Annotated in this window: 12 protein-coding genes; 10 read left to right on the forward strand and 2 right to left on the reverse strand. The window is 63.1% G+C overall.

What is annotated here, in order from left to right:
• Positions 1-279: 279 nt before the first annotated feature.
• Complete coding sequence (locus LB552_RS12945; RefSeq protein ID WP_224606327.1) at positions 280-975, forward strand: FadR/GntR family transcriptional regulator; 696 nt, start codon at positions 280-282, stop codon at positions 973-975.
• A 78-nt stretch (positions 976-1053) separates the two neighbouring features.
• Here the strand turns inward: LB552_RS12945 and LB552_RS12950 are convergent, their stop codons facing one another.
• Positions 1054-2040, reverse strand: a complete 987-nt coding sequence (locus LB552_RS12950; RefSeq protein WP_224523136.1) for an aldo/keto reductase — start codon at positions 2038-2040, stop codon at positions 1054-1056.
• A 294-nt stretch (positions 2041-2334) separates the two neighbouring features.
• Between LB552_RS12950 and LB552_RS12955 the strand changes: the two genes are divergently transcribed.
• Entirely contained in the window at positions 2335-3492 is a 1158-nt protein-coding gene (locus LB552_RS12955; RefSeq protein ID WP_224523138.1) for a mandelate racemase/muconate lactonizing enzyme family protein, read from the forward strand.
• Between the two features lie 73 nt (positions 3493-3565).
• Positions 3566-4450 (forward strand): NAD-dependent epimerase/dehydratase family protein, encoded by an 885-nt coding sequence (locus LB552_RS12960; protein WP_224523139.1) that lies wholly within the window; start codon positions 3566-3568, stop codon positions 4448-4450.
• Between the two features lie 456 nt (positions 4451-4906).
• On the opposite strand, the gene LB552_RS12965 is transcribed toward LB552_RS12960, so the two are convergent.
• Positions 4907-5689, reverse strand: coding sequence for a helix-turn-helix domain-containing protein (locus LB552_RS12965; protein ID WP_224523141.1), 783 nt, complete (start codon positions 5687-5689; stop codon positions 4907-4909).
• A gap of 110 nt (positions 5690-5799) precedes the next feature.
• Here LB552_RS12965 and LB552_RS12970 point away from each other — a divergent pair, with 110 nt between their 5' ends.
• From LB552_RS12970 to LB552_RS13000, 7 genes are all read left to right on the forward strand, one after another.
• On the forward strand, positions 5800-7941 hold the full coding sequence (locus tag LB552_RS12970) for a hydantoinase/oxoprolinase family protein (RefSeq protein WP_224606331.1): 2142 nt from the start codon (positions 5800-5802) through the stop codon (positions 7939-7941).
• A 14-nt stretch (positions 7942-7955) separates the two neighbouring features.
• Complete coding sequence (locus tag LB552_RS12975) at positions 7956-10151, forward strand: hydantoinase B/oxoprolinase family protein (protein WP_224606334.1); 2196 nt, start codon at positions 7956-7958, stop codon at positions 10149-10151.
• Positions 10152-10157: 6 nt separating this feature from the next.
• On the forward strand, positions 10158-10664 hold the full coding sequence (locus LB552_RS12980; RefSeq protein WP_224606337.1) for an acetone carboxylase subunit gamma: 507 nt from the start codon (positions 10158-10160) through the stop codon (positions 10662-10664).
• 8 nt (positions 10665-10672) lie between these two features.
• Positions 10673-11443: a glucose 1-dehydrogenase gene (locus LB552_RS12985; protein WP_224606340.1), complete on the forward strand. Its 771-nt coding sequence runs from the start codon at positions 10673-10675 to the stop codon at positions 11441-11443.
• 18 nt (positions 11444-11461) lie between these two features.
• Positions 11462-12289 carry an SDR family NAD(P)-dependent oxidoreductase gene (locus tag LB552_RS12990; RefSeq protein ID WP_224606343.1) on the forward strand — a complete coding sequence of 276 codons (828 nt, stop codon included), beginning with the start codon at positions 11462-11464 and terminating at the stop codon, positions 12287-12289.
• A 130-nt stretch (positions 12290-12419) separates the two neighbouring features.
• Positions 12420-13310 (forward strand): ABC transporter substrate-binding protein, encoded by an 891-nt coding sequence (locus tag LB552_RS12995; RefSeq protein WP_224606346.1) that lies wholly within the window; start codon positions 12420-12422, stop codon positions 13308-13310.
• 93 nt (positions 13311-13403) lie between these two features.
• Positions 13404-14465 carry a glycine betaine/L-proline ABC transporter ATP-binding protein gene (locus LB552_RS13000; protein WP_224606349.1) on the forward strand — a complete coding sequence of 354 codons (1062 nt, stop codon included), beginning with the start codon at positions 13404-13406 and terminating at the stop codon, positions 14463-14465.
• The last annotated feature ends 14 nt before the right edge of the window (positions 14466-14479 follow it).

Here is a 14479-nt window from a genome sequence, read left to right on the forward strand (position 1 = left end):
AGTCCGCCGGCGTGCTCCTCCCGCGGCGAGACTGCCTGTATGGGTTCCCGGACGACGCTTGCGAGCCTCCGGGCGATCGGGCACTTGCGCTCCAACACGCCTCAGTTGGTAAGGCGTATCGATCTTGATCTCGGACGGCGGCAAGAGGGCACGGCGACTGGACACCGCTCGATCCCTTTCCGCAGGCCGTGTTATAGGCTAGTGAGCGTTTTTATGAGATAAGTTGACTGCATATCTAGCTATCAGCCTATAAGCTTATCAGACAAGTGGATGTTAGTGATGGATACCGTCGAGGTCAAGCTTCAAACTTTGCCCAAGCAGGTAGCTGGTGTGCTGGCGCGACGCATCGCCGCCAGCGGTGTCGCCGGCGCCCAGGGGCCCTCGGAACAGCAGATCCTTCAGGAGTTCGGGGTCTCGCGCGCGGTCGCGCGAGAGGCGCTGAAGATCCTGGCGTCGCTCGATATGATCGAGATCGCGCAGGGCCGGCGCGTGGTGCTGCGTCCAGCCGAGGAGTGGGACTATCTCAGCCCATTGCTCATCGACTGGCTGCCGCACGAGCAGATGCGCGAGATCCTGGCCGAAGCGCACGCTACGCGGATCATCATCGAACCGTCCATCGCCGCCATCGCGGCCAAGCATATGACCAAGGAAAACCTCGAGCGTCTTGGCACCTTGCTGGCGGCGATGTCGGCCAGCGAGGACAATCCGGATGCCTATCTGAAGCTCGATCTGGATTTCCACATGGAGATTTGCCGCGCGGCGCAGAACAGGATTCTCGACCGTTTCATGTATTCGTCCCGATGGTGGCAGATGGCAAGCAGGCGCATCAGCAATCAGATGCCCCATGCGCTTCCCTCCGCGACCGAAATGCACAGGGCAATCTACGAGGCGCTCGTGGCGCGCGATGAAAAGCGAGCCGAAGAAGCGATGCGCCGGCACCTCAAGAAAACCACAGCGGTCGGCTTGCCTCGGTGAAGAAGCAGCGCAGCCAGCATTTGCGCTGGCCGCGCCGCAGCGTGCCGGGAGGACACGGCGTTGAATTGAGAGGCGGCCCTAGGCCCTCTTCGCTTGTTGTTCCTGGCGCTGGCGTGCGCGGAAACCGAACATGTCGCCCTTGTCCTTGATTTCCGCCCAGATCGGGGCCGTGATCCTGTCGATGGCGGCAATGTCCGCGTCGGGAATCGTCCAGCCGGCGCTCTCGACGTTTTCCTCCAGCTCCTTGACGGTGCGGGCGCCGACCAGCGGCGAGCTGACGCCCGGCCTGCTGGTGAGCCACTGGATCGCAAGCTGCGGAACCGTCTTGCCGTAGCGCGCCGCGATCGGCTTGAGGAGGTCGACGGCATTCACCGCCCGCTCATAGGTGCCCGGCTGGAACAGCACCGTTGTGCGCCGCTCATCGCCCTCGACGAATTTCGTGCCCGGTGACAGCGTGCCGGTGAGCAGTCCCTGAGCCAGGCCGCTGTATGGCATGACGCCGATATTGTGCTTGCGGCAATAAGGCAGCGTTTCGGCCTCAACCTCGCGCCAGAGCATGTTGTAGGGCGGCTGCAGCACGTCGATGACGCCATGCTGGCGGGCGCTGTCCATGTCGGCGGTGCTGAAATTCGAGACGCCGACCGCCTTGATCCGTCCTGACGCGCGCAGCCGCTCCATCATCTCCATGGTCGGGCCGATCGGAAACTGCGAGTTCGGCCAGTGGACGAAATAGACGTCGACATGGTCTGTCTGCATGCGCTTCAGCGAACCGTCGAGCGCCGCCTCTATCGCGGCGGGTTCCAGATGATTGGGCGCGACCTTGGTCGCGATGACGGCCTTGTCGCGGCGGCCGGCCAGTGCCTCGCCGACGACTTCCTCGGCATGGCCGTGTCCATAGGCCTCGGCCGTATCGATTAGCGTGATGCCAAGCTCGAGCGCGCGTCGGATCACCCGGATCGATTCCTTATCGTCGGCCGCGCCCCAAAACGCGCCCGACATGCCCCAAGTCCCAAGTCCGATTTCCGATACCTTGACCGGCGACGATCCCAGCTGTCGCTGTTGCATCCTGTTCCTCCCGATTGGCGGCATATATGGGCCACGGCCCTGCCGTTACCCAATTTATACGCTTATATACTCGTCTAACAAGTGCGTTCTCCGGGAATCGCAATTCGTTGCCAAAAAACCGCAAATTCCCAAATAATTCAAGGTAGGGCGGGAGGCTCTGAAGCCGGCTGACGCAAAATCTCTCAAAGGGGGTTTACGCCCCATTCGGCAATCTTGTATGCTTATTAGACAAGTTGGCATTTAGCCAGAATTATGTGCTGTAAAGTGCGACGCCATTACGGGGAGAAGGATCCGATGAAGATCGTGGATATCAAGACAGCGGTCGTCGCCTATCACGGCAAGGCGACGCTGATCCGGATCGATACGGACGCCGGTATCTCCGGTTATGGCGAAGCCAACCCCGATGCAGGTGCCGCCGCAATCGTGGGGCTGATTTCGGAACTGAAGTCGGAATTGATCGGCCAGGATCCGCGCAATGTCGAATATTGCTGGGACAAGATCCGCCGCGATCACGTGTTTTCCGGCGCGCAGGCCGGCGTCTTTCTCATCGCCCTCACCGGGCTCGAAATGGCCCTGTGGGACGTGGCGGCGAAAGCCGCCGGCCAGCCGCTCTACCGCATGTTCGGCGGCAAGTTCCGCGACCGGATAAGGCTCTACGCGGATTGCGGCGACGGCGATGACGAATCGGGATCGCCGCAGGGCTGTGCGGCGCGCGCGCGCCGCATGGTTGAGGAGGGCTTCACCGCGCTCAAGTTCGACATCGACAATCTGCACCATCCAACGAAATTCGACCGGATGAACCACACCATCAACGGCGCGGAACTCCGCTTCATGGTGGAGCGTGTGGCGGCGGTGCGCGAAGCGGTCGGCCCCGACATCGATCTCTGCATCGATTTGCATGCGCGCTACGACGTGCTGAGCGCCAGCCGCATCGCCGCCGAGATGGAGCGCTTCAATCTTCTGTGGCTCGAAGAGCCGATCCCGGCGGAAAATGTCGAGGCTCTGAAGCAGATCAGAATGCGTACGAAAACGCCGATCTGCGTCGGTGAAAACCTCTATCTGCGCTGGGGCTTTCGCGAGCTGTTCCAGAATTACGGCGCCGACGTCGTCATGCCCGATGTGCCGAAATGCGGCGGCCTCGCCGAAAGCCGCAAGATCGCGAACCTCGCCGAGATGTACTACGTGCCCTTCGCGCCGCATCTTGTGTCGACGCCGCTGGGCACGATGGCGACATGCCATGTCTGCGCCAGCGTGCCGAACTTCCTGGTGCTGGAATGGCACGCGCTCGAGGAACGGGACGCGTGGGACAGCTATGTCCGCCTGCCGGACGGCGCAAGGTCCATCGTCGAGGACGGCCATATCGCGGTGTCCGACGTTCCCGGCATCGGCGTCGAGCTCGACATGGATGGTGTGTGCAAGCACGCGGTTCCTGGCTTCGGCATTTTTGAGTAGCGGATGATCGGATGAAGACTCTTCTGGCCGGGCGCTGCGCTGCTCGGCAAAAAGAGACCGTCAGGAGGAGGCCATGGGCAAGCGGATCGTTTTCACCGGCGGCAGCGGCAAGATCGGCCGCCACGTCATACCTTACCTTCTAAAGCGCGGGCATCATGTTCTCAACCTCGACCTGACGCCGTTGGACATGCCCGGGGTCGATACTGTTATTACCAACCTTGCGGATGCCGGCGAAGCCTACAATGCACTGACGCTGCATTTCGGGTTCAACGAATATTTCGGCGGCAAGGGCCGCCGGCCGGTCGATGCGGTGGTCCATTTCGCGGCGCTGCCGCGGATATTCCTGCGGCCGGACAACGCCATGTTCGCCGCCAATGTGCAGTCGACCTACAACGTGATCGAAGCCGCCACCAAGCTCGGTATCCGCAAGATCGTCACGGCTTCCAGCGAAACGGTCTATGGCGTCTGCTTTGCCGAAGGCGAACGCGACTTCTCATCGTTTCCGGTGGATGAGGACTACGACGTCGATCCGACCGACAGCTACGGCCTCTCCAAACTGCTCGGCGAAAAAATCGCACGATCTTTCGCCTCCCGCACGGGAGCCGACATTTATGCCCTGCGGATCGGTGGCGTCGTCGAGCCGAAGGACTATGCCCGCTTTCCGGAATTCCTGGCCGATCCCTCGAAGCGGCGGCGCGACGCCTGGACCTATATGGACGTGCGCGATCTCGGTCAGATCGTCGACCTGTGCGTCGAGAGGGACGGGTTGGGATTCCAGATATTCAACGCCGTCAACGACACCATCGTGTCTGAATTGCCGACGGCGGAGTTTCTCAGGAAGCATGTGCCCAACATACCGGTCACCCGCGCCATGGACGCATTTGAGGGACCGATCTCCAACCGGAAGCTGCGCGACGTCCTTGGGTTCCGGCAAGAGTATGACTGGCGGACACAGTGACCCGATCGTGCCCCACGGGCAGCGGCGACCGGCTTGATAGAGCCACTATATCCGGCCGATCTCTGACCAGCTCGTTCCAAGCGTCAGGCCGGTGACAAGCCACCCAGGCCGAATGCCGCGCCGTATCACAATCGGCAGAGCGTCAACATGATTTCTCTTCCGAGCTTACTAGCGATGAAGGTACCTCTCACCTCGGGCAAGGTCCGTCCGCGCGGTCAGTTCTTGTCGAGGTCGAGAGATTTACAGCGACTAAACCTGTAGGGACGTTTCAACCCCGGAAGTCAAAGGATAAGCTGCGGTTGGCGTTTGGGCCGCAAGCGGGCCGGCAGCTTAGGGCAGCGAACCTTCAAGAACGGACATTATTCTCGCATTGTGATCTGGCTCAGAACCGATATCCGGCCGCAAGAGCATTGAATCGATCCGGTTCAGCGATTCGCTGCTCCTGACCGATGTCAGCTACGCTGCTGGGCCCAGATGTTGGAAGAACTGCAGGAACAATTCACGCTCGGTGGTGATGTCGAGCTTTTCATAGATGCGGCGGCGGTGGTTCTTCACCGTGCCGACGGTGATGCCGAGCCGCTCGGCAATGTTGGCGGTGGGATGGCCGGCGAGGATGAGCTGCACCAACTCGCGCTCGCGCGATGAAAGCTCGGGCCAGAGGCTTTCCGGAACTCTGGGCTTCTGCTGCGGCGAGGCGCCGGGACCACTGGGCGCCGAGGTGCGGGAGAAGTCTGAGCCGCGTGCTTTGATGTCCAGCGCATGCAGCGCCTCGAACACCGGCAATCGCTCGGTGAGCAGCGCGATCTCGCTGTCCTTGAACGACACCGTCGAGCGGTCGAGGAAGATGCCGAGGCACCAGTCGCCGCCATCGGCCAGCATGATGCCGACCTCGTCGCAGATTTCCGACTGCGCCAGGAAACCGGCTATGTACTGCCCGCGTTTGGCCTCCTCGTTGGCCAGACCTTTCAGCGGCATGATGCCTAGCCGGCGCTGGCTGCGCCACGAGGCATAGAACGGATCGAAGACGTAGTAATTGTCGAGATAGCGCCGCACCATCTCGTCGGAGAAGCGCCGGTGCTTGACGAATTCCGGCGTCTTGGTCGCCGAGTAGCGCGTCACCGTCACCAGGTCATGCGCGATGTCGGCGCCGATCAGGTCGATCAGGCAGTCGACATGCCGGTCGGTGCCGGTGGCGGCGATCGCCTTGGCCAGCGGCGCCCAGATGTTGCCCATGCGCATGCCCTTTTCTCGGCGAACCCGGCTCAAGCGTCATTGTGTCTTTAGGCATATGGCGCGATCCGGTTTTGGGAATCTAGCCTGCGGTCACTCTCGGCAAGGGAAAGCGACCCGTGGACCAGATTACCACCAACCCAATCGTCATCGGCATCGACGCCGGTGGCACCATGACCGACACGATCCTTGTCGATCAGGACGGCCACTTCAAGATCGGCAAGTCGGCGACCACTCCGAAGAACGAGGCCGAGGGCTTCCTCGCCTCCGCCGAGGATGCGGCCGATGCCTGGGGCATCTCGCTGCAGGACCTGTTCTCAGGCGTCAATGTCGTGCTCTATTCCGGCACCGGTATGCTCAACACGCTGTTGTCGCGCACCGGCCGCAAGCTCGGGCTGATCACCACCAAGGGCCTCGAGGACATGATCCTCATGGGCCGCGGCCTGCAGGCCTGGGCCGACTATTCCTATGCCGACCGCCTGCACGCGGTCACCCATCACCATCCCGATCCGCTGGTGCCGCGCCGCCGCACCCATGGCGTCACCGAGCGCATCGACCAGTTCGGCGACGTCATCCTGCCGCTCTACGAGCACGAGGTGCATGCGGCCGCCAAGAAGCTGATTGCCGACAAGGTCGAGGCGATCTGCATCATGACCATCTTCTCTCACGTCAATCCGGCGCATGAGAAACGCATTGCCGAGATCTGCCGCGAGGAGATCGCCACCGCCGGCGCCGACATCCTCGTCTACACCAGCCATGAGGTGCGTCCGGTCATCCGCGAGCAGTCGCGGCTGAACTCGGTGCTGATCGAGGCCTACGCCACTTCGCGCGGCCGCAAGCAGCTCAAGGGCATTGAGGACGTCTCCAAGAAATACGGCTTCAAATATGGCGTGCAGACGCTGCTCTCCTTCGGTGGCCTGACCTCGATCGACCATCCGCGCCTGCACGAGACGATGATCTCCGGGCCGATCGGCGGCATTCTCGGCGCGGCCTATGTCGGCAAGCTGATTGGCAACGACTCGCTGATCTGCTCGGATATGGGCGGCACGTCCTTCGACATGGGCGTCATCACGCGCGGCCAGACGCGGATCGAGAACGAGCCGCTGATGGACCGCTTCAAGCTCAACGTGCCGACGCTGCATCTCGACACGATCGGCGCTGGCGCCGGCATGATCCTGAAGGTCGACCCGCTGACCCGAAAAGTCTCGCTCGGACCGGAAAGCGCCGGTTCCGATCCCGGCCCGATCTGCTTCGCCAAGGGCGGCACCGAACCAACCATCGCCGATTGCGATGCTATCCTCGGCCGCTTGAACCCGCATTACTTCCTCGGCGGCAAGGTCGTGCTGCAGGTCGAGAAGGCGCGCAAAGCCTTCGAGGAGAAATGCGCCCGCGTTCTCGGCGTCGGTGTCGAGGAAGCTGCCGAAGGCATGATCGACATGCTGGAGGCCGACGCTAACAATGCGCTCCGCCGCGTCATCTCCGGCCAGGGCATTCACCCCTCGGAATTCACGCTTCTGTCCTATGGCGGCTCGGGGCCATTGCATCTCGCCGGCTGCTCTAGGGGCATCGGCTTCAAGGACATCATCACCTTCCAGTTCGCCGCAGCCTTCTCGGCCTTCGGCTGCACCACGGCCGATTTCATGCGCCGCCATTCGGTGTCGACGCAGATCGACATCGGCGCCCGCGCCAGCGATGACGAATTGCAGACCTTTGGCAAGAAGGTGACCAATGTCTGGGACGATCTCACCAAGGCTGCGGTCGACGAAATGATCGCCGACGGCCACAGCCACGACAAGATCAAGACCGTGCCGTTCCTGATGATGCGCTACACCGGCCAGCTCGAGGACGTCGAGGTCATGGCGCCGCTGTCGGCGGTTCGCTCGGCCGACGACATGCGCAAGGTCATCGCCGAGTTCGAGGCGGTCTATGCCAAGGTCAACCACCGCGTCTCGCGCTATGGCGAGGCCGGCTTCTCGATCACCGAGCTCGGGCTGATCGCCACCGCCGACAAGGTCAAGCCGATGCTGGTCAAGCGGCCGCTCGGCAAATCCGATCCGGCGTCCGCCCACAAGGGCGTGCGCGAGGTCTATATCGGGGGCCGCTGGCACAAGGCGAATCTCTACGAGATGGACTTGCTGCAACCCGGCCACGAAGTTGTCGGCCCCGCCATCATCGAACATCCGGCGACGACGCTCGTCGTCCATCCGCAGGATCGCGTCCATGTCGATGAATGGACGCTGCTTCACTACACTCACGCTTGAGAAGGGCGAACGCCATGCTGGACAAACCCGCCTCTGCGCTGCGCATCCGCGAAAGGCTGCTCGAATCCGAACGGCTGATGGACGAGACCGGCTGCTATGACGGCATCACCGAGCTCAAGCTGCGCAACCAGGATCCGCTGAAATTCGAGACGCTGCACACCAAATTGCGCGCCTACTGCGTATCGGCCCGCGAGATGGCGCGCCGCATCTCCGCCTCGCCCGGCGTGCGCGAGGTCGGCGAGATGGTCGTCGCCATCTACACGCCGGAAGGCGATGCCATCGCGCTTTCCAACGGCATCATGGTGCATGTGCACACGATGAGCCGCTTCATCAAATGGATGATCCGCAACGGCTACGAGGAAAACCCGCAGATCCGTGATGGCGACATCTTCGCCAACAATGACGCCTTCATCGGCACCGTGCAGGTGCCGGATGTGATGGACGTGGTGCCGATCTTCCATTCCGGCAAGCTCGTCGGCTGGGCCGGTGCGGTCTGCCACGAGCTCGAAGCCGGCGGCATCACGCCGGGCGGCGACGTTGCGCTGGCGCAGGAACGTTTCACCGAGGGCCTCTTCGTCTGCGCCGAGAAGGTCGGCGAGAACGACGAGCTTCGGCGCGACTACGTCATCCGCTGCGAGCGCAATCTCCGCATGCCGATCTACTGGGTGCTGGACGAGAAGGCCAAGGTGGCGTCGTGCATCGACATGCGCGAAAGCGTCAAGGCGCTGATCGACGAGATCGGCCTCGACTACTGGATGCAGGTGTCGAAGGAATTCATCGAGGAGGGCCGCCGCGCCCAGCTCGCCCGCACGCGCCAGCTCACTGTGCCCGGCATCTATCGCGGCCACACTTTTTACGGGCACGTCACCAAGGGCAAGCCCGGCTACCAGCCGCTCGGCGATCCCGACTGGCTCTACAACATGCCGATCGAGATGGAGATCACCACCGACGGCAAGATCGTCATGGACTTCGAGGGCACGCAGCCCTGGGGCTACCATTCGATGAACTGTACGCCGGCCGGCATGGATGGCGGCATGTTCGTGACGCTGACCCAGCACATGAACTTCGAAGGTCTCGTCAATGACGGCGCCTGGATGGCGACCGAACTGAAGCTGCCCAAGGGCACCTGGACCAACCCCGACAACGAGATGGTGGCGACGGCGACTTCCTGGGCGTTGCTTTTGCCCGCCTATGGCGTCTTCCAGCGGCTCCTGTCGCGCTCCTTCATCGCCCGCGGCTTCGTCGAGGAGGCCTTTGTCGGCCAGGTCAACAGCCCGATGATCGAGATGGGGGGCACCAGCCAATACGGCACGCCCTTCGGCATGGCGCATTTCGAATGCGCCGCCGCCGGCTCCGGCGCTTTAGCCATCAAGGATGGGCTCGACACCGCCTATGTCGGCTGGAACCCGGAATCCGATATGGGCAACATCGAGATCTGGGAACAGAACATGCCGATGCTCTATATCGGCCGCTCCATCGTCCCCAACTCCGGCGGCGCCGGCAAATATCGCGGCGGCTGCTCCTTCCTGTCGACCTGGCTGGTGAGCAAGACCGATCATCTCAGGCTGGTCACGTCCGAACATTCCTCGCGCGTCTTCGACAATGGCGGGCTTTGCGGCGGCTATCCGGCGCCGACCTGCCAGAAGCACCGCGCAGTGCGCGAGAGCAACATCTTCGAGCTGGCCGAAAATGGCGCGCCGCTGGCCCACCACACCGGCACCAACCCGTACCGCTCGGAGCTGGAAATGCGGCTGGAAGGCGAGCATGTGACGCTCGAAGGGCCATACATCACAGCACCCCACAAAACCGGCGACGTCTTCACCCATTCCTACAATGGCGGCGGCGGTTACGGCGATGTGCTCGAGCGCGATCCGGTCAAGACCGCCTGGGATGTCGAGAACGGCTTCCTCACCAAGGAGGCTGCCGAAGGCATCTTCGGCATCGTGCTCGATGAGGACGAGGAAGGCTTCCCGATCGCCAATCTGGAGGCCACCAACCGCCATCGTGCCGAGATGCGGGCGCGACGTTTGGCTCGTGCAAAGCCGGTTTCGGAGTGGATCGCCAAGGAGCGCGAGCGGGTGAAGGCGGCCGATTTCGCGCCCGAGGTGAGGAAGATGTATGTCAGCGCGATCAAGCTTTCGCCGCGCTTCACCAAGGATTTTTCGACCTTCTGGGATGTCGACGCCAAATCGACCTTCGGCGTGGAGTAAGGGACCATGACCTCATACAGCAACGAAGTCATCGCCGACCTGGTTGCCGGCACGCTGCCCTGGCCGCAGACGCGCCGCATCATGAGCGCCTACAAGGACGACGACCGCTTCTTCAAATATGTCTCGGTGCTGCAGGACCGCGTCGGCTGGAGCGATCCGATCCTGCTTCCGGTCGGCGACCATCTCTTCATCTGCCAGAGCGGCGACGAGCGGGTGACGAAATGCGAATGCGGCCATTCCTTCGGCGATTATCGCAAGAACTGGAAGCTGAAGGCGGCGATCATCGTGCGCGACAGCGAGGAGACGCTGCGCGAGATCTACCCCAACAGCGATCTGCCGGATCCGGACTGGATGGAGATCCGCGAATTCATCTGCCCTGAATGTGGCACGCTGCATGAGGTCGAGGCGGCCGCGCCCGGCTGTCCGATCGTGCATGATTTCGAGCCCGATCTCGAAGGGTTCTATCGCGATTGGCTGGGCAAGCCGCTGGAGCCGTCGAACAAAGGAGGCTGATGCCGCAAATGGGCCGCGTCGCAGGTAAGGTGGCGCTCGTTACCGGGGCCGGTCTCGGCCTCGGACGGGCGTCGTCGCTTTTGCTGGCGTCGGAAGGCGCCAGGCTCGTCGTCAGCGACATAGACGAGAGGCTCGCCGGCGATACGGCGGCGCAGATTGTCAAAGTTGGCGGCGAGGCGTTGGCGCTTCGCCATGACGTCTCGAAGCCCGAGGATTGGTCTGCCGCCATGGCGGCGATCGAGCAGCGCTTCGGCCGGCTCGACGTGCTGGTCAACAATGCCGGCATCGCCATCGCTCGGAACATCGAGGATACCTCTTTAGCCGAATGGCGGCGCACCATGGCGATCAACCTCGACGGCGTCTTCCTCGGCTGCCAGGAAGGCATCAAGCTGATGAAGAAATCCGGCGGCGGATCGATCATCAATCTCTCTTCCATCGACGGCGTCATCGGCGAGGCGGATCTTGCCGCCTACTGCGCCTCCAAGGGCGGCGTGCGCACCTTGACCAAGGCGGTGGCCGTACACTGTGCCGAGCAGCGCTACGGCATCCGCTGCAATTCGATCCACCCCGGCTATATCTGGACGCCGCAGACCGAGAATTATCTGCGCGATTTGGGCACGCTCGAGCAGGAGAAGGCGAAGGCGCTGTCGCGCCATCCGATCGGCTTCCTCGGCGAACCCAACGACATCGCCTACATGGTCCTCTACCTCGCCTCGGACGAATCGAAATTCGTCACCGGCTCCGAAATGATCGTCGACGGAGGCTATCTTGCAGTGTGAACACGGAGCACGTTCGCGATGACCAACCTCACCGGCCGCAGCGCCATCGTTACCGGCGGCTTTTCCGGCATGGGTTTTGCCATCGCCACGGCGCTCGCCAAGGCCGGCGCCAATGTCGCCGTCGGCTCCTACGTGGCGCCGCCGCACGCGGACAGGGCGGATGCCGCCTACTATCCCGGCGCCGACGAGATCGAGCGCGTCAAGTCAGCGCTGGCCGCCCACGGCACCAAGGTGCACGCCGCCCATCTCGACGTGCGCGACAGCGCGCTCACCAACCTCTTCTTTGCCGAAGCCCAGGCGGCCGTCGGCCCGGCAGACATCCTGGTCAACGCCGCCGGCACCACGGCCGAGCAACCGGTCTGCGGCCATTCCGACGAGCTCTGGGATAAGATCGTCGACACCAATCTCACCGGGGCGTTCCGTACGACCCGCGCGGTCCTGCCCGGCATGATCGAACGCGGCTGGGGCCGCATCGTCAACATCGGCTCGACCGCGGCTTCCGTCGGCTGGAAGGACAATCCCGCTTACTGCGCCTCCAAGGCCGGCCTGCTCGGGCTGACGCGTTGCGTAGCGCTCGAAGGCGCAGCGCACGGCGTCACCTGCGTCATGATCAGCCCGACCTGGGTTGAGACCGAGCTGATGCGCCGCAACGTGGCGCAGGTCGTCGAGCGTGAAGGCAAGGGCCGCAGCGCAGAGGAACTGATGGACGAGTTCAGGAAAGGCAATCCCCAGGGGCGCATGATGCAGCCGGAGGAAATCGCGGCGCTCGCCGTCTTCCTTTGCTCGGACCTCGCCAGGGGGATCACCATGGAAAACATCCAGATCACCGGCGGCGCCTTGTGGTAGCGTCGGTGGGGGGTGATGGATTCCGGTCTCGTGGGAGGAGACCGGCATAGACGGAAGGACCATCAACAGACAGGGGAACTGACATGAAAATAAGAAATGCCTTGCAAGGGGCGGTCTTGGCCTCGTGCTGATGCTTGCCGCAACGACGGCCGGGCAAAGCGCCGATCTTGGCGCGAAGGACGAGCCGATCAAGCTCGCCATGCTGGAATGGACGGGCGCGCACGTCTCCACGCACATCGCAGGCCAGCTTCTGGAGAAGCTCGGCTATAAGGTCGAATACGTCACCGCCGGCAATTTCCCGCAATTTTCGGGCCTCGCCGACGGCTCGCTCAGCGCATCGGTCGAGATCTGGTTGAACAATGTCGGCGACATCTATCCGAAAGTGCTGGCCGCCAAGCAGATCGAGGACATCGGCAAGCTCGATCTGAAGACGCAGGAAGGCTGGATCTATCCGAAATTCATGGAAAAGGTCTGCCCCGGCCTGCCGGACTGGACTGCGCTGAACAAGCCCGAATGCGTGCAGGCATTGGCGACGCCCGAAACCGCGCCCAATGGCCGCTTCCTCGATTACCCGGCCGATTGGGGCTCGCGCGCGGCCACCATCCTTGCCGACAACAACATGCCCTACACCGCTGTGCCGTCGGGCTCCGAAGGCGCGCTGGTGGCCGAGTTGGAAGCCGCCGAAGCCGCCAAGACGCCGCTCATCATGATGTTCTGGGGTCCGCACTACGCGCTGGCCGAGAACGACGTCGGCTGGGTGACGATGCCGCCCTGCAAGGAGCAGACCAACGAGCACTGCATCACGCCCCCCGACGTCGACAAGATCGTCTGGTCGGGCTTTGGCGCCAAATGGCCGGCGGCTTACGCCTTCCTCAAGGCCTTCAAGATGGATGCGACCGAGCAGCAGAAGATGATGCTGGCCGTCGACAAGCAAGGCAAGGATCTCGACGCCGTCGTCAAGGAATGGATCGACAAGAACGAGACGGTGTGGAAACCTTGGCTCGACGCCGCCAAGGGATAATTCGCCGATGTGCCTGGCAAAGGCTGAGGGCACCATAGGCCCGGTTTCCGCACTGCGCGGAGCCGGGCGGGCGATCGGCACGGGTGGTTGAGGATGAACACGGCCGCGCGTCCGATAAAGCTTGCCTGCCGAAATGTCTGGAAGGTCTATGGCCGGCGCCCGGCCTATTACTTCGACTCGCGCGGCTATATCATCGATCCCGATGCGCTGGCCGAGCGCCTGCGCGCCGAGGCGCATCTGCCGGCCGTGGTCGATGCCAGCTTCGAGGTGGCGACCGGCGAGATATTCGTCATCATGGGTCTGTCCGGCTCCGGCAAGTCGACCCTGGTGCGCTGCCTGTCGCGCCTGGTCGAGCCGAGCGCCGGCGAGATACTGCTCGACGGTAGGAACCTGCTTGCCGCCAGCGGCAAGGAGCTGATCGAGCTGCGCCGCCACGCCATGGGCATGGTGTTCCAGAATTTCGGCCTGCTGCCGTATCTGAACGTGTTGGGCAATGTCGCCTTCCCGCTGAAAATTCAGGGCAAGCCGGCGAAGGAACGCGAGGCGCGCGCCCGCGAGATGATCGCGCTGGTCGGACTCGAAGGCCGCGAGGCATCCTTCCCGCACCAGCTCTCCGGCGGCCAGCAGCAGCGCGTCGGCATCGCCCGTTCGCTTGCGGTGGGGCCGGAGCTCTGGTTTCTCGACGAGCCGTTCTCGGCGCTCGATCCGCTGATCCGCAAGCAGATGCAGGATGAGTTCCTGCGCCTGCAGCGCATGCTGAAGAAGACTATCATCTTCATCACCCACGATATCGCCGAGGCCTTCCGGCTTGCCGACAGGCTGGCGATCATGCGGGCCGGCAAGATCGTGCAAATCGGCCGTCCCGCCGACATCGTGCTCAACCCGGCCGACGACTATGTCGCGCAGTTCACCGAGGACATGCCGCTGTTGCGCGTCATCACGGCCGGCGACATCGCCACGCCCGCCAATGGCGCGCTGTTGCCGGAACGAAGCGTCGTCGCCGACACCAGCCTCGAGGCGCTCATCCCGCAACTCGCCGCGGGCGCCACGGCCTTCACCGTTTCCGGGGTGGGTGACAGCCCGCCGGCGGTGCTCGACGCCAGCGCCGTGCTCGCGGTGCTCGAACGCGAGCAGGCAAGGCGCAAGAACTCATGACGGCGCCGGCCGCG

Origin of the sequence: Mesorhizobium sp. CA7, assembly GCF_020165015.1 — a bacterium.
Lineage (GTDB): Bacteria > Pseudomonadota > Alphaproteobacteria > Rhizobiales > Rhizobiaceae > Mesorhizobium.